Here is a 21,160-nt window from a genome sequence, read left to right on the forward strand (position 1 = left end):
GGCGCGGAGCGCCGGACGAACCGTATCCTTGACCCATCACGGTATGAACATTTTTCTATCCACGGCACGGCCCGACGGGGAGCGGACATGTCGAGGATGTGGTGGATACGTGGCCGCAACGCCCTGCACCGGCGCCGGCGGCACGTGCTCGTGCTGGCGGCGCTGGCCGGCGGCGCGCTGTGGATGATCGTCCAGGCCTGGCGGTCCGAGCGACGCGACGGGCAGACCTTCCTCGGCGACCTCTACCTCAACATCGGCGCCGCGCTGATCATGACGCTGCTGACCTACCTGGTGCTCAACCCGCTCTTCCGCGAACTCCAGACGGCGACCATCATCGAGCACCCCCGCCTCGACCGGGACGCCCTGATCCAGCGGGTCGCGCAGTCCCGGGAGTTCGTGGTGATCCTGGAGACCTTCACCAGCATGCTGGAGGGCCCCTACACGCCGCGCTTCCTGGCCGCGCTGCGGTCCGCGCTCGGCAACGGCGCGACGGTCAAGGTGCTGCTGCTCGACCCGGATTCACCCGCGGTCCGGTTGCGCGCCGAGGAACTGCGCCGGGCCGACACCGCCATCGCGATCATGAGCAACCTCTACCACTTCGGTCGGCTCCAGCAGCAGCTCGCGCCGGCCGCCCGGTCCCGGCTCCAGGTACGGACCTACGTCACCGCTCCCTCCGTGCAGATGTACCGCTGGGACCACAAGGCCTTCATCTCGTTCTTCCCGGTCACCGGCAAGACCTTCGACGCCCAGCAACTGGAGGCGTTCGTCTCCACGCCACTCGGCGAGTTCGTCGAGGACCGGTTCACCGAGCTGTGGGAGACCGCGCCGATCGGCGACCTCGACGGCTGCCTCGCCGTCGATGTCTGCCTGCGACGCGGGGACGTCGAGCTGGAGTCCTGCGAGGCCCGCTACGTCCGCGTCGACGGCACCTGGTACATCGCCGGCACCGACCTGGTCCGCAACGTGGCGCGGCACGGGCTGGCCGGGTTGACCGTGGTGCTGGACCGCCCGGAGGCGGGCGGCCAGGCGTTCGCCCTCGGCGAGGCGGACGAGCTGGAACCCGAGGTCTATCACCGCGCGCTCCAGCTCTTCCGCGCCAAGTACGGCCTGGACGCCCGGGACGACACCGAGAACCAGGTCATCTTCAACCTGGCTCCGGCCGCCACGCTGACCAAGCGGCTGACCTGACCCCCCTTACTCCTCCCGCAGGTCCAGGGCGATGTCCAGGATCGGCGACGAATGGGTCAGCGCGCCCACCGAGAGGAAGTCGACACCGGTCGCGCCGTACTCGGCCGCCACCGGCAGGGTCAGCCCGCCGGTCGCCTCCAGTTCGGCCCGGTCACCCACCGCGGCGACCACCTCGCGCAGTTGCGCCGGGGTCATGTTGTCCAGCAGCAGGAAGTCGGCGCCGGCCTCCACCGCCTCCACCGCCTCGGCCAGGGTGTCCACCTCGACCTGCACCGGCACATCCGGGAACGCCTCCCGGACCCGGTGGTAGGCGGCCGCGATCCCGCCGGCGGCGACCTTGTGGTTGTCCTTGATCATGGCGACGTCGTGCAGGCCCATCCGCTTGTTGGTGCCGCCGCCGGCCCGCACCGCGTACTTCTCCAGGGCCCGCAGGCCGGGAGTGGTCTTGCGGGTGTCGAGCACGGTCGCCTTCGTGCCGGCCAGGGCGTCGGCCCAGGCCCGGGTGTGGGTGGCCACCCCGGACATCCGGCAGAGCAGGTTGAGCGCGGTGCGCTCGGCGGTGAGCAGCAGCCGGGTCGGGCCGGTCACCGTGGCCAGCACGTCGCCGCGCGCCACCCGCTGCCCGTCGTGGGCCACCAGCGACACCTCGACCGTACGGCCGGCGCCGGTCACCTCGCCCACCAGCTCGAACACGGCCGCCGCCACCGGCAGCCCGGCCACCACGCCGGCCTCCCGGGCGACCAGGTCCCCGGTGTCGTTCTGCGCCTCGGGGATGGTGGCGACGCTGGTGACGTCGAGGAAGTCGGGACCGAGGTCCTCGGCGAACGCGTCGACGATCACCCGTCGTACCCGATCCGGGTCCAGGCCACCGTCCCGCAGCGCCCGCTCCGTCGACTCCCTCATGCTGACGCCTCCCAGCGTTCGGTCAACCGGTACTCCGCCCCGATGCCGCCGACGAGGTGACCCAGCCACCGGTCGTCGGCGATGGGGAAGTCCTCCCGCCAGTGGCAACCCCGGGTCTCCCGGCGGGCGTACGCGGCGGCGACCAGGGTCGACGCCACGGTGATCAGGTTGGTTGCCTCCCAGTCGGCGGTCCGCGGGACGCCCCGGCCCTGCCCCAGCTCGGCCAGCGTGCCCGCGGTGGCGGTCAGGGTCTGCGCCGAGCGGAGCACGCCCGCGCCGCGGGTCATCGCCCGTTGCAGGGCCGCCGTGCCCCCGGCCGGCACCAGCCAGCCCTGGCCGCCCACCCACGCGCCGGTCTCCGCCGGCCGGGCCTGCTCGGGCAGCCCGGCGGCGATGTCCTCGGCGATCCGGCGGGAGAAGACCAGCCCCTCCAGCAGCGAGTTGCTGGCCAGCCGGTTCGCGCCGTGCACGCCTGTGCAGGCCACCTCGCCGCAGGCGTACAGGCCGGGGATGGAGGTGCGGCCGCGCAGGTCGGTACGGACGCCGCCGGAAGCGTAGTGGGCGGCCGGGGCGACCGGGATCAGGTCGGTGGCCGGGTCCACGCCGATGGCCAGGCAGGAGGCCACGATGGTCGGGAACCTTCCGGCCAGGAAATCCCCGCCGAGGTGGCGGGCGTCCAGCCAGACGTGGTCCGCGCCGGTGGCCAGCAGCACCCGGTGGATGCCCTTGGCGACCACGTCCCGGGGGGCCAGCTCGGCCAGCTCGTGCTGACCGACCATGAACCGCTTGCCGTCGCCGTCGACCAGGTGGGCGCCCTCGCCGCGCAACGCCTCGGAGACCAGCGGCTGCTGGGCCAGGCCGGCGCCGGGGCCGCCCGCCGGCACGATCAGCGCGGTCGGGTGGAACTGGACGAACTCCACATCGGTGACCGCCGCGCCGGCCCGCATGGCCAGCGCCACCCCGTCGCCGGTGGAGACCGCCGGATTGGTGGTGGCCGCGAAGACCTGACCCATGCCGCCGGTGGCCAGCACCACCGCCCGGGCCAGGATCGCCCCGACGCCGTCCTCGCTGCCCTCGCCGAGCACGTGCAGGGTGATGCCGCAGGCCGGGCCGAGCCCGTCGGGGCCGTCGCCGGGGGCGCGCAGCAGGTCCAGGACCAGGGCGTGCTCGACCAGCCGGATCCACGGGTCGCGGTGGACCGCGGCGTGCAGCGCCCGCTGCACCTCGGCCCCGGTGGCGTCGCCGCCGGCGTGCACGATCCGGTCGGCCCGGTGGCCGCCCTCCCGGGTGAGCATCAGCGAGCCGTCCGGGTTGCGGTCGAACTCCGCGCCGATCCGCATCAGCTCGCGCAGCCGGGTCGGGCCCTCCTCCACCAGCACCCGGACCGCCGCCGGGTCGCAGAGGCCGACGCCGGCCACCTCGGTGTCGTACGCGTGCGCGGCCGGGGTGTCGGCCGGGTCGAGCACGGCGGCGATGCCGCCCTGCGCCCAGCGGGTGGAGCCCTCGTCCATGTCGACCTTGGTGACCACCGTGACGTGCAGCCCCGCCTCGCGCAGGTGCAGCGCGGCGGTGAGCCCGGCGACCCCGGAGCCAACCACGATCACGTCGGTGGTCTCCACCCAGCCGGGGGCGGGCGCGGCGAGCAGCCGGGGCAGGGCCGGCAGTTCGACGGTCGGAAGGTCCATGGGCACAGTCAACCCGAAGGCCTCTCATCCCGGGCGGCGGGGGCGGGACGAGTGGTTTCGGCTACCTCGTCCGGACCGGCAGGCCGGCCGGCCCGGCGCCCTTGAGCGAGGCGGTCACCGTCCGGTCGGCGAGCCACAGGTAGCAGCGGACGCCCCGGTCACCGGCGGTCCACCGGCCGGCGCCGGGTGGGCGTACCACCACGCCGCTGCGGAAGCGCAGGATCGGGTCGTCGGGCACGCCGACGTACTTCGCCAGGGCCGTGTTGCAGCCGATGTAGAACGGGGCCCACTCGGCGTCCTTCGTCGGGTACGGCTTGTCCGGCGCCGCCCACACCCCGACGAACTCGGCGTCGTGCGCGGTGCGGCAGTCCACCGGTGCGAGGGTGCGCGCCCGGGCGTCCCCGCCGGTGCGCTGGCAGCCCAGCCGCAGCGGCGACGGCCCCTTGAGTGCGTTCCGCAGGCTGCCCGTCCGGATCACCACCCGGGCCGCCGCCTCGACCGTCGTCAACTCGGTCAGGTCGCACCGGTACCAGCGGGCGCCGGCCGCCCAGCCGGGACCGGTGGGCAGCGCCACGGCCAGCCGGAGCCGGCCGGCCCGCCAGTTGTCGCCCACGTACCCGCTGGCCCGCGTGTCGCAGTCGGCGAACGCGGCGCGCAGCTCGGCGGAGCCGAGGGTCGGCGGTGCCGCCCGGTCGACGGTGAAGGCACCGACGTGCACCGTCTCCACCCGGTGCGCCAGGTCGCAGCCGACCGGCTCGTAGCCGGCCAGCCCGACCGTGGGGGTGAAGTCGGCGACCTGGCAGGTCGCGGCCGCCGGGGTGAACACAACGGCCGGCGGCAACGCCCGCCAGTCGTCGGTGAGGTCCGCGTCGAGCCCGTGGGTGGCGGCGCAGCCGGCCAGCACGACCCCCGCCACCAGCGCGGCGGCCAGACCCGCCATCGCACGCCGCATCGCGGCCTCCCCCAACCCACGACCGTCGATACCCGACGCCCCCCTCAGGGTAGCCACAAATGACCTTCCGGTGACACACCGCCACCCCCCCCCGGCCCCCGCCCCCCGGCCCCTCCGCGCGATCTTGCACTTTTGGTGTTCGCATACCGGTCGTTACCGCCCGAAAGGGCAACCCGAAGTGCAAGATCGCCGGGGAGTGGGGGTCAGTTCACGGCGGCGGCGAGGGGGTTGGGGATGGGGGCGCCGGCGGTGCCGGGGGCGGCGGTGGTGGGGTCGGTCGAGAGGTCCACCACCTTGTTGTCCGCGTCGACGTGCACCACCTTGGGCCGATAGGCGCGGGCCTCGGCGTCGTCCATCTGCCCGTAGGAGATGAGGATGACCAGGTCACCGGGGTGCACCAGGTGGGCGGCGGCACCGTTGATGCCGATCACACCGCTGCCCCGCCGCCCCGGGATCACGTACGTCTCCAGCCGGGCCCCGTTGGTGATGTCCACGATCGCCACCTGCTCGCCGGGGAGCAGGTCGGCCGCGTCGAGCAGGTCCTCGTCCACGGTCACCGAACCGACGTAGTGCAGGTCGGCCTGGGTCACCGTGGCCCGGTGGATCTTCGACTTGAGCATGGTCCGGAACATCGGGGTGCCTCTCAGCGGGATCGTGATGGGTGGTCAGGAACGCGGGGTGAGCTGGATCGCCGCGTTGTCGATCAGGCGGGTGGTGCCGACCCACGCCGCGATCAGCAGCCGGGCCGGCCCGGCGACCGGCCCCGGCTCCAGGTCGGCGTCGGTGAGCACCAGGTAGTCGAGGCGGGCCCCGGGCGTACCGGAGTCGAAGCCGCGATGGGCGGCGGCCAGCACCGCGCCCGCGTCCGCACCCTGCGCGGCGGCCTCGTCGCCGGCCCGGAGCGCGGCGGACAGGCTCAGCGCCGCCCGGCGCTCCTCGGCGGAGAGGTAGCGGTTGCGCGAGGAGAGGGCGAGGCCGTCCGGCTCGCGCACGGTCGGCACGCCGACGATCTCCACCGGCACGTCCAGGTCGCGGGCCATCCGCCGGACCAGGGCCAGCTGCTGGTAGTCCTTCTCACCGAAGAAGGCCAGGTCGGGGCGGGTGAGCTGGAGCAGCTTCAGGACCACGGTGAGCACCCCGTGGAAGAAGCCGGGGCGGCTCAGCCCCTCCAGGTCCTCGCCGAGCGGGCCCGGGTTGACCCGGACGCTGGGCTGGCCGTCCGGGTACATGTCGGCCACCGCCGGGGCGAAGACCACGTCCGCGCCGGCCCGCCGGCAGATCTCCAGGTCGGCGTCGAGGGTGCGGGGGTACCGGTCGAAGTCCTCGTTCGGGCCGAACTGGAGCGGATTCACGAAGATCGTGACGAGCACGTGGTCGGCCTGCTCCCGGGCGGCCCGCAGCAGCGTCTCGTGCCCGGAGTGCAGCGCCCCCATGGTCATCACCACGCCGACCCGGCCGGTCAGGCCGTCCCGCGCCGCCGCCAGCTCCTTGCGCGTGTGCACCAGCTCGGTCATCAGGCCGCCACCTCCATCCCGCTCAGCACGTCCAGCAGCGACTCCGCGTCCGCCGGCCGCAGCCGGCCGGCGGCGATCGCCCGGTCCGCCGTCCGTCTGGCCAACGCCAGGTAGGGGGTTACGGATTCCGGGGCGGTCGCCGCCAGTCGCTCCAGGTGCCGGCGTACGGTGCCCGCGTCGCCCCGGGAGACCGGGCCGGTGAGCGCGTCGTCGCCGAGCCGCAAAGCGTTCTCCAGGGCGGCCCGCAGCAGCGGGGCGAGCACCTTCTCCGGCCGGTCCACCCCGGCGTCGCGCAGCCGGTCGGCGGCCTCGTTGACCAGGGTCACCAGGTGGTTCGCGCCGTGCGCCAGGGCCGCGTGGTAAAGCGGCCGGTCGCCCTCGGCCACCCACTCGGGCACGCCGCCCAGGTCGGTGACCAGCCGGGCGGCGAACGGGCGCAGCTCGGCCGGGGCGGTCACCCCGTACGAGATGCCGACGAGGCGGGTGAGGTCGTCCGGCGTACCGGTGAAGGTCATCGCCGGGTGCAGCGCGAGCGGTCGGGCGCCGACGGACGCGGCCGGGGCGAGGACGCTCAGCCCGTGGGCGCCGGAGGTGTGCGCCACGACCTGGCCGGGGCGCAGCGCGCCGGCCACGGCGAGCTTGGCGACCACGCCGGCGAGGGCGTCGTCGGGGACCGCCACGATCAGCAGGTCGGTGGCGGCGCGGGCGACGGCGGTCGCCGAGCGGACCGGGGTCTGCGGCAGCAGCAGCGCCAGCCGGGCCTTGGCGGCCCCGGAGCGGCCGGCGACGGCGACCACCCGGTGGCCGGCCACGGCGAGGGCCGCGCCGAGCACGGCACCGACCCGGCCGGCGCCGATCACGCCGACGGTGAGGGTGCGCGGGAAGACGAGCGGGGCGCCGGCGGGCCCGGGCGGGGCGGCCGGACGCGGGCGCAGCGGTGCGCTCATGGCAGTCGATCCAGTCCTCGAAGGGGGTACCGGTCGATCGCAAGTATGCGCCGGGGTCACGGAACCAGAACAAGCATGTGTGAAAACCTTCACCGGCTGCCGCGAAGTGGTTTCAACGGTCACCACGGGTGTCGGCCCGGCGGGGCGTTCAGGGGCCCGTACCGTCGGCGGGTGACCTCCACCGAGCGGCTGCCCTGGCGGGTGGCGATGGACCGGGCGCTCTACGGTCCCGACGGCTTCTTCGTCTCGGGGGCCGGGCCGGCTGCCCACTTCCGCACCAGCGTGCACGCCTCCCCGGTGTTCGTCGCCTGTCTGCTGCGCCTGCTGCATGATCTTGATGCGGCACTCGGCCATCCTTCTTCGCTCGATGTGGTGGACGTCGGTGCCGGGCACGGCGAGCTGCTGCGGTCGCTGCTCGTGGGGGTTTCCGGGGAAACCCTGCCCACCACGGCCACCGCTCCGATCCCGCTGGCCCAGCGCGTACACCTCACCGCCGTCGAACGGGCACCCCGCCCGGGCGACCTGCCAGCGGAGATCCACTGGACAAGCGAGATCCCCGGGAAGATCACCGGCCTGCTGGTGGCCACCGAGTGGCTCGACAACGTCCCCCTCGACCTCGCCGTGCCCACCTCGGCCGGCTGGCACTACCTGCTGGCCGACCCGAGCACCGGCGAGGAGTCCGTGGGCGACCGGCTGACCCCCGAGGACGCCTCCTGGCTCACCCACTGGTGGCCCACCGCGGCCAACGGAATGGGTCGCCGCGTGGAGATCGGGCGGACGCGGGATGAGGCCTGGGCGGCGGCAGTGGGGCACCTTGAGCGGGGGCTGGCGGTCGCCGTGGACTACGGGCATCTGCGGGACGGGCGGCCGGTGGGCGGGACGTTGACCGGGTACCGGGGTGGGCGGCAGGTGCCGCCGGTGCCGGACGGGTCGTGCGACGTGACCGCGCACGTCGCCATGGACTCGGCCGCCTCCGCGGGTGAGCGGATCGCCCGGTGTACGTACACCCTGATGTCGCAGCGGGAGGCGCTGCGGGCGCTCGGGGCCGACGGCGGGCGACCGCCGCTGAGCCTGGCCTCGCGGGACCCCGCCGGGTACGTGCGGGCGCTCGCCGCCGCGTCGGCGGTGGCCGAGCTGACCGACCCGGCCGGGCTCGGCGGGCACTGGTGGCTGCTCCAACCGGTCGGCGTCGCCCTCGACGCCGTCATGGCACGATGACGGACATGACCACGGACGCCGGCGACCTCCGCGAACTGACCGTCGGCACCGGCGCCGGCGGCGAGCAGCTCGGCACCGACATGGTGCTGAACATCGGCCCGCAGCACCCGTCCACGCACGGCGTGCTGCGGCTGAAGCTGGTGCTCGACGGCGAGCGGGTGGTCTCCGCCGAGCCGATCATCGGCTACATGCACCGGGGCGCGGAAAAGCTCTTCGAGGTACGCGACTACCGCCAGATCATCGTGCTGGCCAACCGGCACGACTGGCTCTCCGCGTTCTCGAATGAGCTGGGCGTGGTGCTCGCCGTGGAACGGCTGATGGGCATGGAGGTGCCCGAGCGCGCGGTCTGGCTGCGGATGGCGCTCGCCGAGCTGAACCGGGTGCTCAACCACCTGATGTTCCTCGGCTCGTACCCGCTGGAGATCGGCGCGATCACGCCGGTCTTCTACGCGTTCCGGGAGCGGGAGACCATCCAGGCGGTGATGGAGGAGGTCTCCGGCGGCCGGATCCACTACATGTTCAACCGGGTCGGCGGGCTCAAGGAGGAGGTGCCGGCCGGCTGGACCGGGCGGGCCCGGGCGGCCATCGGCGAGGTCCGCCGCCGGATGCCGGACCTGGACCACCTGATCCGGCGCAACGAGATCTTCCTGGCCCGCACCGTCGGGGTCGGGGTGCTGTCGGCGGCCGACGCCGCCGCGTTCGGCGCCTCCGGGCCGGTCGCCCGGGCCTCCGGTCTGGACCTGGACCTTCGGCGGGACGAGCCCTACCTGGCGTACGACCAGCTCGACGTGCCGGTGGTGACCCGGACCGCCGGGGACTGCCACGCGCGCTTCGAGGTGCTGCTCGACCAGGTGTACGCCTCGCTCGACCTCGCCGAGCAGTGCCTGGACCGGGTCGATCGGCTCACCGGGCCGGTGAACACCCGACTGCCCAAGGTGGTCAAGGCGCCCGAGGGGCACACCTACGCCTGGACCGAGAACCCGCTCGGGATCAACGGCTACTACCTGGTGTCCCGGGGCGAGAAGACCCCGTGGCGGCTCAAGCTGCGGACCGCGTCGTACGCGAACGTGCAGGCGCTGGCCACCCTGCTCCCCGGCTGCCTGGTGCCGGACCTGATCGCCATCCTCGGCTCGATGTTCTTCGTGGTCGGCGACATCGACAAATGACCCGCCCGGCCCCGTCGCGCGGCCCGCGCCGGGACGGCCGGCCTGGGCGGGTGGGGCGGGCGGTCCAAGCCGGTGGGGCGGGCTGCGGCATTCCGGGGTGATCGGCGGGCGGGTGGCACCGGAGTGCCGCATCCCGCGTCGAGCGGGGCGCGGGACGAGTCGAGCGGGGCGCGGGCGGGCCTGCGGCCGGACCGGGTCCCCCGGTCAGCGCCAGCGGTCGTCGGAGCGGGTGCCGCCGGCCCGGGGCGCGTCGTCGCGCGGCGGGTAGCCGTACCGCTCGTCGCCGTACCGGACCGGCTCGGGGTCGACCTGACGCCACTCGGCCTGGCCACTGCGCTGCGTCGGCGGCCGCCACTCGTCCGGTACCGGCACCCCGCCGGCCGGCAGCGCCGGGCGGCTCTCCTCCGCCCAGCTCGCACCGTAGCCGCCGCCCTGGTCGCGGCGCGGCTCCTCGACGGCTCCGCCGTAGACGCCGCCCTGGTCACGGCGTGGCTCACGGACCGCCGCCCAGCGGTCCTCCACCCGGTACTCGGTGCCACCGCCGTCGGCGTGCACCGCCGCCCGCCGCTCGCCGACTCTGATCTCCCGGGCGTGCTCGTCGTCCCGTACCGAGGCCCACCGGTTGCCGGAGCGCAGCTCGGACCAGTAGTCCCCGTCCGAGTCGTCGGAGTCGGCGGCCGGCCCGGACGGCTCCGCCGGCGCCCAGGCTCGGGCGTACGCCGATGCCCAGCCCTCAGCCTGCCCGGCGCGAGCGGGCTCGTCCCGGCCGTCCGACCAGGAGCGGTCGTCGCCCGAGCCGGCCCGGCCCGCCCAGGAACGCCCGTCGGCCGGCCCACCCGACGACCAGGAGTGCTGCTCACCCGGCCCGGCCGACCAGCCACGGTCGTCGCTCTCGTTCCGGGCCCCCGCCCACGAATCCGCCCGGGCCGGACCGCCGGGACGGTCCGCGGACCGGTCCCCGTCCTCCCGGGACCCACCCTGTCCGGGCCGCGCCCACTCCTCGCGCGACGCGCCCTGCCCGGCCCACGGCCGGTCGTCCCGATCGTCACCCTGCCCGGCCCACGAGCGGTCGTCCCGCCCCGCACCCTGGCGGGCCCACGGGCGGTCGTCCCGGTCGGCGCTCCGGCCGGACCGCGAGCGGTCGTCCCGGGCGTCCTCGACCGGGCTGCCACGGTCCACTCCGGCCCAGCCGCGGTCGTCGTCGGTGTCCCGGTAGCCGGATCGGGGCCGGTCCTCCGGCTCACCGCCGCCGAAACCGCGCTCCTCGGGGGACCACCGGCCGGCATATCCGCCGTAACGGCCGGCCGCCGTCGGGTCGGCCCCGCCGTCCACGATGGTGTGCCGGGTGGTGACGTGCACGGTCTCGGTGTGGTGTACCACGCCGACCTGACGGGGGCCGGGCTCCGGCCGGGCGTCGGGCTCCGGGGCCCGCGGGGCACCGTAGACACCGGCCTGCGGCCGTTCGGCGCCGCTCGGCTGGGCCGGGCGCTCGGTGCCGTAGCGGGTGCCGGACTGCGGGCGGCGGCCGGACTCGTCCTCACCGCGCCGGTCGGCGGGCGTCCGCCCCCAACCCTGGCCGGACTCTTCCTCAGCACGCCGGTCGACGGCCGGCCGCCCCCAGCCTGTCCCGCCCTGGTCGGGCTGGTCGTGGCGGTCGCCGTACGACTCCTGTGACGGCACCCGGGCGCGGGCACCGGCCGGCTCCTCTGCGGCCCCGGTGGTGAGACCCGCGGCGGCGGCGATTCCGGCCGCCGCAGCGTCCAGCCGGCGACGCAGCGCGGTGACCGACTCCTGGGCCCGCTGCGACTGGTCGAGCGCCTGGTTGCCGCGCTGCGCGGCGGCCACGATCTCGCCGCGCAACTCCCGGCGCAGCTGCTCGATCTCGTCCCGCAACGCCTCGGCCGCGGCTGTCCCGCCACCGCCGTCCGGACGCAGCGCGATGCTCAGGCCGATCAGCACCACGGCGAGGATCGCCAGCACGGCACCGAAGCGCAGCGGACCGTTACCGTCGGCGACGAGGAGGATCAGGGCGGCCAGCGGCGCGAGCGCCACGCCGATCCAGAACAGGACGGTCAGTAGCGGGGTGCGCTTCTCGGCGGGGGCGACCGGGGCGGGCATGGCGGGCAGACTACCGAGAGATCCCCCGCGAGGGAACGGGTCGGGGGCATCGATGTAAACGGCGCTGACCAGTGTCTCCGATGACGGGCCGTGCGGTGCGGCCGCCGGCGGTCCGGTGCGGACCGGCCGGCGGCCGTCGACTGTTCCGGGTCCGGCGTCGGCCGCGCCGAGCCGGACCACTCGCCTGGGTCAGCTGCCGGCGAGCGCCGCGTCCGAGGAGAAGACCAGGCCGACGCTGGCCGCGCCGGTCTTCAGCGCGTTCTTGGTCTGCGGGCCACCCGCGTCCAGCGAGCTGAACGAGCCGGCCTTGAAGTCGTAGACCTGGACGAGACCGGCCTGGCACTTCGGCCGCTGCGGGCACTCCGGCGGGCCGGCCAGCACGGTGGCCTGCCCGGAGCACTTGCCGGCCAGGTCGGAGAGCGTGGCGACCTGGTACTTGTCGGCGAACGCCTTGGTGACCGCGAAGGCGTTCTGGTCCTGCGCCTGGGACGGCTGGCCGAAGGTGATGCCGGCCTTGTCGCCCTCGGTCTTGAGCGCCTGGACCGTCTTCTCCAGCTCCGGCGAGGAGACCGGCTGGGCGTCCTTGCCGTTGGCCTTGGTGTTGAGGAACTCGGCCATGGTGGCCGCGTACTCCGGGACGACCTGGATCTGGCCCTTCTCCAGGGCCGGCTCGTAGAGCTCGCGGTTGCCGACGGTCTGCACCTTGACCTGGTAGCCGGCGGCGGTGAGCGAGATCTTGTAGAGCTCGGCGATGATCTGGCTCTCGCTGAAGTTGCCCGCGCCCACGGTGATCTGGCCGCTCTGGTCCTTCGGAGTGCCCTCGGTCACGCCGTTGGCGTCGGCGAACTCCTTCGCCGCGACCTGCGGGGTCTTCCGGTCGACGTCGACCGAGCGGTTCAGCTCGATCAGCTTGGGGGTGTCCAGCTTCGCGGAGACCTTGTCCAGCGCGGCGACGAGCTGCGGCGTGGCCGCCTTGGCGTTGATCGCCGGAAGGACGTTGTCGGTGTTCTGGAGCTTCTTGTCGTCGGTCAGGACGACCAGCTTGTCACCGGCGACCGGGGCGCAGCCGGCGCTCGAGGCGCCCTGCTGCGGGGCGTCGGTGCCGGACGAGCCCGCGTCACCGCACCCGGTGAGGAGCCCCGCCGCGGCGACAGCGCCGAGCGCGCCGACGGCCAGCCGTGAACGTGCAAGCATCAGTGCCCGCCTTCCGTGTCCCGGCGCGACCCACATCGGGCCGGCCGCGTGTCCGACGGGCGATCCGGTCGGCCGCCCGCGAGTCCAGCCAATATCCTCCAGGCCGGACCGACAAACTCCGAGCGACTTTCGTCACCGGATCGTCACCCCGGCGCCGACCGGACGGTCAGCCGCCCGCCGTGGCGTCCGCCGCACGTCGGTTCGCCACCCGCCGTACGCGGCGCAGCGGACGCGGCGTGACCACCCGCTCCACCAGCGCCAACACTCCCTCGACCAGCAGCGCGAGCCCGGCCACCAGCACCCCGCCGGCGATGATCTGCCCACCTCCGGCGGCGATGTCCAGCCCGAAGCCGGCCCGGATGATCTGCCCCAGCCCGCCGCCGTTGACGAACGAGGCGAGCGCCGCGGTGGCGACCACCTGCACCGCGGCGGTGCGGAAACCGGCCGCCAGGTACGGCACCGCGAGCGGCAGCTCCACCCGGCGCAGCAGCTGCCCGCCGGAGAGCCCCATGCCGCGCGCCGCGTCCCGGGCCTCCGGGTCGGCCTGCCGCACCCCGGTGTACGCGTTGGCGAGCAGCGGCGGCACCGCGAACACCGCGAGCGCGACCACCACCGCCGGCCGGCCGAAACCGAGGAAGGTCAGCGGCAGGATGGTCAGCAGCGCCAGCGTCGGGATCGCCAGGGTGACGTTGGACACCAGCAGCACGGCACCCCCGCCCCGGCCGCTGTGCCCGAGCCAGAGCCCGACCGGCCAGGCCACCAGACAGCCGAGCAGCACGGCCAGCGCGGAGATGGTCAGGTGCTCGCCGAGCCGGTCCAGGACGCCGCCCGGGTTGGTCCAGTTCAGCGGGTCGTTCAGCCAGACCACGGCCTCCCCGATGTGGTTCATGAGGGCCGCCGGCGGAGCCAGGGGGTGAGCAGCCGGCCCACCCCGGCCAGCACCAGGTCCAGCACCAGTGCCAGCAGCACGCAGAGCACCGTGCCGGTCATGATCTCCGCCTTGTAGAAGTTGTTCTGGAAGCCGGCGAAGATGAGCTGGCCGAGGCCGCCCCGCCCGACCACCACGCCGACGGTGACCAGGGCGACCGTGGAGACCGTGGCGAGCCGGAGACCGGTGAGGATGCCGGGCAGGGCCAGCGGCAGCTCGATCCGGAACAGGCGGGCCCAGCGGCCGTACCCCATCCCCTCGGCCGCCTCGCGGACCTCGGGTGGCACCTGGTTGAGCCCGGCCAGCGCGTTGCGGACGATCACCAGCAGCGCGTACAGCACCACCACGCTGAGCACGGTCACCGCCCCGATGCCCAGGTACGGCCCCAGGAAGGCGAAGAGCGCCAGCGACGGGATCGTGTAGAGCACCCCGGTCACCGCGAGCACCGGCCCGGCCAACGACCGGAACCAGTACGCGGCCACCGCGAGCGGCAGCGCCACCAGGGCGGCGATCAGCACGGCCCGGGCGGTCAGCCAGGTGTGGTCGCGCAACGCGGCCAGGATCGTGTCAGAGTTGTCCCGCACGTACTGCCAGGAGAACCACGGGTTACCGGGCGCGGCCCGGTAGCTCAGGTGGAGGGACACACGTGGACGTTACCCCGGGATCCACCGCCGGACACGGCGCCGCCTCGATCACCCTCGAGCGCATCGGCAAGCGCTACCCGGACGGGACGGAGGCGGTACGCGAGCTGAGCCTGGAGGTCAAGGCCGGTGAGCTGGTGGTGCTGATCGGTCCGTCCGGCTGCGGCAAGTCCACGGTGCTGCGCATGATCAACCGGCTGATCGAGCCGACCCACGGCCGGATCCTGCTCGGCGACGACGACGTCACCGAGGTCGACCGGGTCGCGCTGCGCCGCCGGATCGGGTACGTCATCCAGAACGTCGGTCTCTTCCCGCACCAGACGGTCGCCACCAACGTGGCGACCGTGCCCGGGTTGCTCGGCTGGCCCCGGGAGCGGACCCGGGAACGCGTGAACGAGCTGCTCGAACTGGTCGGCCTCGACCCGGCCCAGTTCGGCCGCCGCTACCCGCACGAACTCTCCGGCGGCCAGCGGCAGCGGGTCGGGGTGGCCCGGGCGCTCGCCGCCGACCCGGTGGTGCTGCTGATGGACGAGCCGTTCTCGGCCGTCGACCCGATCGTCCGGACCCGGCTCCAGGAGGAGTTCCTGCGCCTGCAGGCCGAGGTCCGCAAGACCATCGTGCTGGTCACCCACGACCTGGACGAGGCGGTCCGGCTGGGCGACCGGATCGCGGTGCTCTCCGAGGGCGGCCGGCTGGAGCAGTACGACACCCCGGCCGCCCTGCTCGGGTCGCCCGCCTCGCCGTTCGTCCGCGAGTTCGTCGGCGCCGACCGGGGCATCCGCCGGCTCGCGGTCACCCCGGTGACCCGGGACGTGCTCGACCCGCTCCCCGCCGGCGGGGCGGCCGACCTGCCGACGGTCCCGTTGGGCGGCTCGGCGTACGACGCGCTGGGGACGCTGCTCACCTCGGCCGCCGAGCACGCCGTGGTCACCGAAGAGGGGCGTCCGGTCGGGGTGCTCAGCCGGGCCCGGGTGCTGGGGCTGGGCGTCGTCGACTGAGCCGGTCAGGCCCGGGCGCCCAGGCTGGCCAGGCCGACGATCCAGCCGGCGAAGAAGCCGTAGGTGACCCCGGTGCCGGTGGCCTGGAACGCGGCGAGCAGCGAGCCGCCCGGCCCGAGCAGCGCGGACAGCAGGGCGGCGAAGCCGCCGGCCAGGGCGTACGCCGCCCAGCCGGAGAAGAACTGGCTGGCCGAGGCCTGCACCCGGGCCGCCTGGGCGGCCGGCAGCAGATAGAGCAGCGCGGCGGCCAGGATCAGCAGCAGGATGGCCCGCAGATCGGTGGCGAGCACCCCCTGGGACGGGTCGTCCGCGTGCAGCCGCCAGGCCGGCCAGGCGAGCAGGCGCAGGAACCAGCCGCCGGCCCCGTCCGGGTCGGTGTCCTGCACCCAGCCCACGTAGAGCGGGCTGCCGCAGACCCCGACGAGCAGGAGCGCGGCCAGGGTGCCGGTGCCGGCGGCGGTGCCGTACCCGCTGACGGTGCGCGGGCGGTTGGTGAGGGCCATGGGGCGGTCAGTTCCCGGCCCACCTCGCCGGGCAAACCTGCGCGTACGCGCGACCGCCGCGGGCCGGCGGGCGGCCATCGGCGGTCAGTGCTTCAGCAGGTAGTCGATGAAGGCGGCCCGCAGCACCGGGGCGGTCTCCTCGTAGCCGTGCCCGGTCAGCTCCCGCCACAGGGCGTTCCACTCGTCGATGGTCGGCCCCACCGAATTGAGGGCGCCGTCCAGCGCCGCCGCCTCGTCCGCGTTCGGCAGGTGCCGCAGCACCGACCAGAAGAACCCGAGGTCGCGACGTTCCCAGGCCAGGTGGACCGCCTGCTCGCGCAGCTCCTCGGTGGAGAGCTTGTCGAGCTCGTCGAAGGTACGGCCGCCGGGGGCAGGAGTTTCGGTCATGCCGACGAGCCTAACCGGCGAGATCAGCTCCGGCCCGCCGGACGCGACGCGCCGGGTGTCACCGGTCGTCGGTGTCCCACCGGCGCGGGTCGTTCTCCCAGCGCGGCGCCTCCCAGGCGTCCACGGTGGTCTCGGTGGTCCGCACCGGCAGCACCGAGGGCCAGGCGTCGGCCGGCTCGGGCGACGGGGTCAGTGCCCAGCCGGCGCTGATCGTGCCGTCGCCGGGCGGCCCGACCTGGGCCCCGGTGGCCTGACGCGGCCGGCCCAGCGCCTCGACCAGGCGGGTGACCAGCAGCCCGCCCCCGAGCGCCACCCCACCGACAGCCCACCGGCTGATCGTCCAGCCCCGGGCCGTCGCCCAGGCCAGGAAGACCTCGACCAGGCCGACCGCGAGCAGCGTGCCGAAGATCCCGCCCCGCCGGCCGTAGGCGCTGGTGCCGGCGAGCAGCACGGTGCCGACCGCGAGCGCGGTCCAGTCCAGTCCGGTACCCGGGACCACGGGGGCGGACCCGTTGGCGGCGATCAGCACGCCGCCCAGCACGGCCAGGACGGTCGAGGCGAGCAGGGCCAGCGCGGTCACCATGCCGGCGACGGCACCCCGGCGGCGGGCCGGGTCGGCGACCGGCCGGTACCGGCCGACCAGCCGCCGGACCGGCTTGATGGCACCGAGGAGCCCGCCGAGTACGGCCACCGCGGCGAAGCCGAGGAACAGGTAGATGGCGGTGCGCCGCGGGTCGTACCCGCCCTGCACGACCACGGGCGTGGTACGCCGCTCGATGTACACGATCACGCCGGCCGCGCCGGCCAGGCTCGCCGCCCAGCCGGGCACGTGCAGCACCACCACCGCCAGGCCGAGGGCCAGCCCGCCGAGCGCCGCCACCACCAGCGCCGGCAGCAGCGCCTCCCGGACGCCCTGGTCGCCCTGCTCGGCGAAGTGCAGGGCGGCGGCCACCGCGACCGGGCCGATCGCCAGGTTCACCGCGGCGGCGCGCAGGCTCAGCCCGGCGGCGAGGACGAGCATCCCGAGCCCGGCCACGTCGACCAGGAGCGACTTGAGCCCGGCACCGCGCAGCGCGTCCGGGTTCTCGCGCCAGAGCAGCCAACCGGCCACGGCCAGGCCGATCAGCAGCAGCACCTCCCAGAACACATGGACCGCGATCCGGTCCCGACCGGGCTCGCCGTGCGACGGGTCGTCGAAGACGTTCTCCAGGACGGCGGCCGGCACCCCGGATGACGCCTCCACCGGCGCACCCCGGCCCGTCTCGTCGTACCCCATGGCCGCGCCTCCCACGTCGGCGGCCGTCCAGGTCCGACGCACGGGCGGACCGGCGGCGGCCGTTGCTCTCCGGTCGCCAGGGACGGTACCTGCGGGCGCGGGGTGTGGGAACCCCTGATCAGAGGCGGCCGCGCGGGGTCTCCCGGTCGCCGGGCTCCCGGTCCTCGTCGTCCTCCTGCTCCGGGACCCGGCAGGACCGCTCCAGCCAGAGGGCCGCGGCGACCAGCGCCAGCGAGGCGAGCAGCCCGGCGCCGCCGGCCGGCCGGTCGCCGACTGCGGCGTGGGTCCGCTCGACGAAGAGCCAGCCGGTCAGGCCGGCGTAGAAGCCGGCGAAGATGGCCCCGGCCAGCGCGGACGCCTTGGCCAGCACTACGAACCGGGCGACCAGCAACGGGTTCACCGGGTCCCGGCCCGGGCGGCGCTCGATCCGGCCGCGGGTGTTGACCGCCGCGTACCCCTCGAGCACGGCGAGACCGGCCAGCGTGACCACGGGCAGCCACGGCAACCGGGGCGCCACCTCGTAGTAGAAGCTGCTGATCAGCAGCCAGGCCACGGCAGCGGCGGCCAGGCCGGCCACCACCAGCGTGGAGATCCGGGTCGGACCCATCCGGAACCGGTGGGGGTCGCGGGGAAACTGGGCCTGGCTCATGCCGTCCGGCTCCACTGGGTCATGATTCCGACTCTAACGCCAGATCCGGCCGGGGGCTGAGTTCCAGGGCGTCCCCGGCCAGTGGCTCGGCCTTGAGCAGGTCGGTCAGCCAGCCGTGCCCGGGCAGCCGGCCATGCGGCTCGATGTCGATCCACGGGCGCAGCACGAAGGCGCGCAGGTGGGCGCGTGGGTGCGGAAGAGTCAGCTCCGCGTCGTCGCTGAGCACCGGCGCGCCGGTGTCGTCCCAGACCGCGATGACGTCGACGTCGAGGGTGCGGGGCCCGTACCGCCGCTGCGGGTCGCGGGTCCGGCCGGCCGCCGCCTCGGCGGCCCGGGCCCGCGCCAGCCAGTCGCGCGGGCCGGCCGCCGGGTCCGCGACCAGCATCGCGGCGTTCAGGTACGCGGGCTGGTCGACGTCCCCCCACGGTGGAGTCTCGTAGACGCCGGAGACCACCAGCACGGTGTCACCGAAGGCGGCGACCGCCGCCCGGAGGTGGGCGAGCCGGTCGCCGAGGTTACTGCCGAACGACAGCACGGCCCGGCTCACCGGGTACGCCGCATGGTCACGGCCACGTCCCGGAAGGTGTGCGGGATCGGGGCCTCGGGCTTGTGCACGGTGACCGTGGCGGCATCGACCAGCGGTTCGGCCAGGCAGACGGCGAGCAGCCGGTCGGCGAGCGTCTCGATCAGGTTGACCGGCTCACCGGTGAGCACCGCGACCAGCTTCTCGGCCAGTTCGCCGTAGTGCACGGTGTCGGTCACCTCGTCGGAGCGGGCGGCCGGGGCGAGGTCGAGTTCCAGCACCGCGTCGACCACGAACTCCTGCCCCTGGGCGCGCTCGAAGTCGTAGACGCCGTGCCGGCCGTGCGCGCGCAGGCCGGTCAGCTCGATCCGGTCGGTCATCGCTCCCCTTCGCTCGCGGCACCGGCCCGGCCGGCGGGTCCGGCGGCCACCCGTTCGGCACGGCCGGCCGTCGCCTCGCCCGGCACCAGGCGCGGGCTGCCGGTGGCCCGCCAGACGGCGAGCGCGTCGACGGTGCCCCGGACGTCGTGCACGCGTACCCCCCAGGCGCCGGCCGCCACGGCGAGCAGGCTGGTGGCGACGGTGGCCGCCTCCCGGCCGGAGGTGGGCCGGGGGTTGCCGTCGGCGTCGGCGAGCAGCCGGCCCAGGTAGGACTTGCGGCTGGCGCCGAAGAGCAGCGGGAAGCCGAGGTCGAGCAGCTCGGGCAGGCGGGCGCTGAGTTCCCAGTTGTGCGCGGCGGTCTTCGCGAACCCGAGACCGGGGTCGATGATGATCTTCTCGGCGGCGACCCCCGCGGCGAGGGCCTCGTCCACCCGCTGGCCGAGCTCGGCCCGGACGTCCGCCACCACGTCGGTGTAGCTGGCCAGGTCCCGCATCTGCCGGGAGTGGCCGCGCCAGTGCATGAGCACCCAGGGACAGCCCGCGTCCCGGACCACCCGCGCCATGTCCGGGTCGGCGAGCCCGCCGGAGACGTCGTTGACCACGTCGGCGCCGGCGGCGAGGGCGGCCTCGGCCACCCGGGCCCGGCTGGTGTCGATGCTGGCGGGGATGCCGGCGGCGTGCAGCTCGCGGATCACCGGGAGCACCCGGGCGGTCTCGGTCTCGGCGTCGACCCGGTCCGCGCCGGGACGGGTGGACTCGCCGCCCACGTCGACCAGGTCCGCGCCGTCCGCCCGCAGTCGCACTCCGTGTCCGACGGCAGCGTCGAGATCCGCGTATCTGCCGCCGTCGGAGAAGGAGTCGGGCGTGACGTTGAGGACGCCCATCACCACCGGGAACCGCGCCCGTACCAGATCGGTCACGACCCGACACTACCGTTCGCCAGCAGGGCTTCCGGCGACCCGGCCGGTCGCCGTCGACAACGGTCCTGACATGGGCATTGGAACAGGTGTACGATCGGTCGTCCGGGTCGGTTCGGGTCGACTCTTCGCGGGTTGTCGCAAACAGGGCCGGCCCGTACGCTTTGGAATTGCCCAGCATCGAGATGGCGAAGCCTGGAGGGAGGGCCGAAGCGGGAAAAATCCCTCCAAAGCTCGCCACTCTCCGTGGTGGGTGACGAACAGAGGGTTGCGAACGCCGCACCCAGAAAGCACCATCCCGCCAGGCTTCTACTGCACCACCGCGGCGCCGCCGGCCGCGACATGGGGAGGTTTCAGTGATCGCCATCGAGCTCCTGGCGACGGCGTCGTCCGCCGTCGACCACGCGCTCCACACCCTGGCGTCGACTCCACTCGCCGAGCCGGCCCCCAAGGGCATCGACACCAGCGGTGTCGTCAGCTTCTTCGCCAGCAAGATCGCCCCGATCCTGCTCGCCGTGCTCGGCGTCATCTTCATCGGGCGGGCCAGCCGGGGTGAGATCTCGAAGGTGCTGACCAGCTCGGCCATCGCCATCATCGGCCTGGCCTTCATCGCCGGCGCGGCCACCCTCTTCTTCGTCGGCGACTATCTGATCAACCTGATCTTCGAATAGGCGCGGGCAACCATGCGGCTGCGCACCGACGACGACATCTACCGGGCTCGTCTCGTCTATCTCGGGCCGCCCGGGTACACCCTTCCCGTCCACCTGCCGTACGCCCAGTACGGCCTGTTCATGCTGCTCGTACCCCTCTACATGTTCATCCACTGGCTGTTCACGCTGCAGGTGGAGCTCTTCCCCGCCTGGGAGATCTCGCTCGCCATCGTGACCACCTCGTTCATCTTCCGGTACGTCGACCCGGACCGGCCGGCGCGCATGGTCATCCGGACCGCGCTGACGGACTGGCGACGCACCCGGGAGCCGGCCGCCGAGCTGCGCGACCCGCGCCTGGTGGCGAGCCGGATCAGGATCCGGGAGGAACTGGCATGACCGGGCGTACGCCGACGGCGCAGCCGA

At 74.4% G+C, this 21,160-nt stretch carries 23 protein-coding genes; 6 read left to right on the plus strand and 17 right to left on the minus strand.

Annotation, left to right across the window (positions count from 1 at the left end; all coding sequences use genetic code 11):
* Positions 1–87: 87 nt before the first annotated feature.
* Positions 88–1,188, plus strand: a complete 1,101-nt coding sequence (locus tag ACZ6S5_RS11270; RefSeq protein ID WP_465999869.1) for a hypothetical protein — start codon at positions 88–90, stop codon at positions 1,186–1,188.
* 6 nt (positions 1,189–1,194) lie between these two features.
* Here the strand turns inward: ACZ6S5_RS11270 and nadC are convergent, their stop codons facing one another.
* The 6 genes from nadC to ACZ6S5_RS11300 all read right to left on the minus strand — a co-directional run bounded on the left by nadC (position 1,195) and on the right by ACZ6S5_RS11300 (position 7,189).
* Positions 1,195–2,091: a carboxylating nicotinate-nucleotide diphosphorylase gene (nadC, locus tag ACZ6S5_RS11275; protein WP_465999870.1), complete on the minus strand. Its 897-nt coding sequence runs from the start codon at positions 2,089–2,091 to the stop codon at positions 1,195–1,197.
* Entirely contained in the window at positions 2,088–3,776 is a 1,689-nt protein-coding gene (locus ACZ6S5_RS11280) for an L-aspartate oxidase (RefSeq protein WP_465999871.1), read from the minus strand. Before ACZ6S5_RS11280 ends, nadC begins: the two co-directional genes overlap by 4 nt.
* 61 nt (positions 3,777–3,837) lie before the next feature.
* A complete protein-coding gene (locus tag ACZ6S5_RS11285) occupies positions 3,838–4,728 on the minus strand; it encodes a septum formation family protein (protein ID WP_465999872.1) in 891 nt (296 codons plus the stop codon).
* A 203-nt stretch (positions 4,729–4,931) separates the two neighbouring features.
* Positions 4,932–5,360, minus strand: coding sequence for an aspartate 1-decarboxylase (panD, locus tag ACZ6S5_RS11290; protein ID WP_465999873.1), 429 nt, complete (start codon positions 5,358–5,360; stop codon positions 4,932–4,934).
* Positions 5,361–5,393: 33 nt separating this feature from the next.
* Positions 5,394–6,242 carry a pantoate--beta-alanine ligase gene (gene panC / locus ACZ6S5_RS11295; RefSeq protein ID WP_465999874.1) on the minus strand — a complete coding sequence of 283 codons (849 nt, stop codon included), beginning with the start codon at positions 6,240–6,242 and terminating at the stop codon, positions 5,394–5,396.
* A complete protein-coding gene (locus ACZ6S5_RS11300; RefSeq protein ID WP_465999875.1) occupies positions 6,242–7,189 on the minus strand; it encodes a Rossmann-like and DUF2520 domain-containing protein in 948 nt (315 codons plus the stop codon). The genes panC and ACZ6S5_RS11300 overlap by 1 nt, the downstream gene beginning before the upstream one ends.
* Positions 7,190–7,396: 207 nt before the next feature.
* Here ACZ6S5_RS11300 and ACZ6S5_RS11305 point away from each other — a divergent pair, with 207 nt between their 5' ends.
* Positions 7,397–8,407 (plus strand): SAM-dependent methyltransferase, encoded by a 1,011-nt coding sequence (locus tag ACZ6S5_RS11305; RefSeq protein WP_465999983.1) that lies wholly within the window; start codon positions 7,397–7,399, stop codon positions 8,405–8,407.
* Entirely contained in the window at positions 8,404–9,573 is a 1,170-nt protein-coding gene (locus ACZ6S5_RS11310) for an NADH-quinone oxidoreductase subunit D (RefSeq protein WP_465999876.1), read from the plus strand. The genes ACZ6S5_RS11305 and ACZ6S5_RS11310 overlap by 4 nt, the downstream gene beginning before the upstream one ends.
* A gap of 204 nt (positions 9,574–9,777) precedes the next feature.
* Here ACZ6S5_RS11310 and ACZ6S5_RS11315 read toward each other — a convergent pair whose 3' ends face one another.
* From ACZ6S5_RS11315 to ACZ6S5_RS11330, 4 genes are all read right to left on the minus strand, one after another.
* Positions 9,778–11,691 carry a hypothetical protein gene (locus ACZ6S5_RS11315; protein ID WP_465999877.1) on the minus strand — a complete coding sequence of 638 codons (1,914 nt, stop codon included), beginning with the start codon at positions 11,689–11,691 and terminating at the stop codon, positions 9,778–9,780.
* 189 nt (positions 11,692–11,880) lie between these two features.
* Entirely contained in the window at positions 11,881–12,885 is a 1,005-nt protein-coding gene (locus ACZ6S5_RS11320; RefSeq protein WP_465999878.1) for a glycine betaine ABC transporter substrate-binding protein, read from the minus strand.
* A gap of 166 nt (positions 12,886–13,051) precedes the next feature.
* Entirely contained in the window at positions 13,052–13,774 is a 723-nt protein-coding gene (locus ACZ6S5_RS11325) for an ABC transporter permease (RefSeq protein WP_465999879.1), read from the minus strand.
* A complete protein-coding gene (locus ACZ6S5_RS11330; protein WP_465999880.1) occupies positions 13,771–14,457 on the minus strand; it encodes an ABC transporter permease in 687 nt (228 codons plus the stop codon). Before ACZ6S5_RS11330 ends, ACZ6S5_RS11325 begins: the two co-directional genes overlap by 4 nt.
* A 2-nt stretch (positions 14,458–14,459) precedes the next feature.
* On the opposite strand from ACZ6S5_RS11330, the gene ACZ6S5_RS11335 reads away from it, so the two are divergent.
* Positions 14,460–15,452, plus strand: a complete 993-nt coding sequence (locus ACZ6S5_RS11335) for an ABC transporter ATP-binding protein (protein WP_465999881.1) — start codon at positions 14,460–14,462, stop codon at positions 15,450–15,452.
* 5 nt (positions 15,453–15,457) lie between these two features.
* On the opposite strand, the gene ACZ6S5_RS11340 is transcribed toward ACZ6S5_RS11335, so the two are convergent.
* The 7 genes from ACZ6S5_RS11340 to folP form a co-directional block, all read right to left on the minus strand.
* Entirely contained in the window at positions 15,458–15,955 is a 498-nt protein-coding gene (locus tag ACZ6S5_RS11340; protein WP_465999882.1) for a hypothetical protein, read from the minus strand.
* A gap of 84 nt (positions 15,956–16,039) precedes the next feature.
* Complete coding sequence (locus tag ACZ6S5_RS11345) at positions 16,040–16,342, minus strand: hypothetical protein (RefSeq protein WP_465999883.1); 303 nt, start codon at positions 16,340–16,342, stop codon at positions 16,040–16,042.
* Between the two features lie 58 nt (positions 16,343–16,400).
* Complete coding sequence (locus ACZ6S5_RS11350) at positions 16,401–17,618, minus strand: ABC transporter permease (protein ID WP_465999884.1); 1,218 nt, start codon at positions 17,616–17,618, stop codon at positions 16,401–16,403.
* A 118-nt stretch (positions 17,619–17,736) separates the two neighbouring features.
* Entirely contained in the window at positions 17,737–18,225 is a 489-nt protein-coding gene (locus tag ACZ6S5_RS11355; RefSeq protein WP_465999984.1) for a DUF3180 domain-containing protein, read from the minus strand.
* 61 nt (positions 18,226–18,286) lie between these two features.
* Positions 18,287–18,814: a 2-amino-4-hydroxy-6-hydroxymethyldihydropteridine diphosphokinase gene (gene folK, locus ACZ6S5_RS11360; RefSeq protein ID WP_465999885.1), complete on the minus strand. Its 528-nt coding sequence runs from the start codon at positions 18,812–18,814 to the stop codon at positions 18,287–18,289.
* Entirely contained in the window at positions 18,811–19,170 is a 360-nt protein-coding gene (gene folB, locus ACZ6S5_RS11365) for a dihydroneopterin aldolase (RefSeq protein WP_465999886.1), read from the minus strand. The genes folK and folB overlap by 4 nt, the downstream gene beginning before the upstream one ends.
* Complete coding sequence (gene folP, locus ACZ6S5_RS11370; RefSeq protein WP_465999887.1) at positions 19,167–20,090, minus strand: dihydropteroate synthase; 924 nt, start codon at positions 20,088–20,090, stop codon at positions 19,167–19,169. The genes folB and folP overlap by 4 nt, the downstream gene beginning before the upstream one ends.
* A 353-nt stretch (positions 20,091–20,443) precedes the next feature.
* Between folP and ACZ6S5_RS11375 the strand changes: the two genes are divergently transcribed.
* Both ACZ6S5_RS11375 and ACZ6S5_RS11380 read left to right on the plus strand, forming a co-directional pair.
* Positions 20,444–20,758: a hypothetical protein gene (locus ACZ6S5_RS11375; RefSeq protein WP_465999888.1), complete on the plus strand. Its 315-nt coding sequence runs from the start codon at positions 20,444–20,446 to the stop codon at positions 20,756–20,758.
* A gap of 12 nt (positions 20,759–20,770) precedes the next feature.
* Positions 20,771–21,133: a hypothetical protein gene (locus tag ACZ6S5_RS11380; RefSeq protein WP_091317037.1), complete on the plus strand. Its 363-nt coding sequence runs from the start codon at positions 20,771–20,773 to the stop codon at positions 21,131–21,133.
* The last annotated feature ends 27 nt before the right edge of the window (positions 21,134–21,160 follow it).

Source organism: Micromonospora sp. NPDC051924 (assembly GCF_055586005.1).

Bases quoted from the DNA above. Each gene is read 5' to 3' on its own strand.
- ACZ6S5_RS11270 (WP_465999869.1), top strand. From the start codon at position 88: ATGTCGAGGATGTGGTGGATACGTGGCCGCAACGCCCTGCACCGGCGC.
- nadC (WP_465999870.1), bottom strand. From the start codon at position 2,091: ATGAGGGAGTCGACGGAGCGGGCGCTGCGGGACGGTGGCCTGGACCCG.
- ACZ6S5_RS11280 (WP_465999871.1), bottom strand. From the start codon at position 3,776: ATGGACCTTCCGACCGTCGAACTGCCGGCCCTGCCCCGGCTGCTCGCC.
- ACZ6S5_RS11285 (WP_465999872.1), bottom strand. From the start codon at position 4,728: ATGCGGCGTGCGATGGCGGGTCTGGCCGCCGCGCTGGTGGCGGGGGTC.
- panD (WP_465999873.1), bottom strand. From the start codon at position 5,360: ATGTTCCGGACCATGCTCAAGTCGAAGATCCACCGGGCCACGGTGACC.
- panC (WP_465999874.1), bottom strand. From the start codon at position 6,242: ATGACCGAGCTGGTGCACACGCGCAAGGAGCTGGCGGCGGCGCGGGAC.
- ACZ6S5_RS11300 (WP_465999875.1), bottom strand. From the start codon at position 7,189: ATGAGCGCACCGCTGCGCCCGCGTCCGGCCGCCCCGCCCGGGCCCGCC.
- ACZ6S5_RS11305 (WP_465999983.1), top strand. From the start codon at position 7,397: ATGGACCGGGCGCTCTACGGTCCCGACGGCTTCTTCGTCTCGGGGGCC.
- ACZ6S5_RS11310 (WP_465999876.1), top strand. From the start codon at position 8,404: ATGACGGACATGACCACGGACGCCGGCGACCTCCGCGAACTGACCGTC.
- ACZ6S5_RS11315 (WP_465999877.1), bottom strand. From the start codon at position 11,691: ATGCCCGCCCCGGTCGCCCCCGCCGAGAAGCGCACCCCGCTACTGACC.
- ACZ6S5_RS11320 (WP_465999878.1), bottom strand. From the start codon at position 12,885: ATGCTTGCACGTTCACGGCTGGCCGTCGGCGCGCTCGGCGCTGTCGCC.
- ACZ6S5_RS11325 (WP_465999879.1), bottom strand. From the start codon at position 13,774: ATGAACCACATCGGGGAGGCCGTGGTCTGGCTGAACGACCCGCTGAAC.
- ACZ6S5_RS11340 (WP_465999882.1), bottom strand. From the start codon at position 15,955: ATGGCCCTCACCAACCGCCCGCGCACCGTCAGCGGGTACGGCACCGCC.
- ACZ6S5_RS11345 (WP_465999883.1), bottom strand. From the start codon at position 16,342: ATGACCGAAACTCCTGCCCCCGGCGGCCGTACCTTCGACGAGCTCGAC.
- ACZ6S5_RS11350 (WP_465999884.1), bottom strand. From the start codon at position 17,618: ATGGGGTACGACGAGACGGGCCGGGGTGCGCCGGTGGAGGCGTCATCC.
- ACZ6S5_RS11355 (WP_465999984.1), bottom strand. From the start codon at position 18,225: ATGGGTCCGACCCGGATCTCCACGCTGGTGGTGGCCGGCCTGGCCGCC.
- folB (WP_465999886.1), bottom strand. From the start codon at position 19,170: ATGACCGACCGGATCGAGCTGACCGGCCTGCGCGCGCACGGCCGGCAC.
- ACZ6S5_RS11380 (WP_091317037.1), top strand. From the start codon at position 20,771: ATGCGGCTGCGCACCGACGACGACATCTACCGGGCTCGTCTCGTCTAT.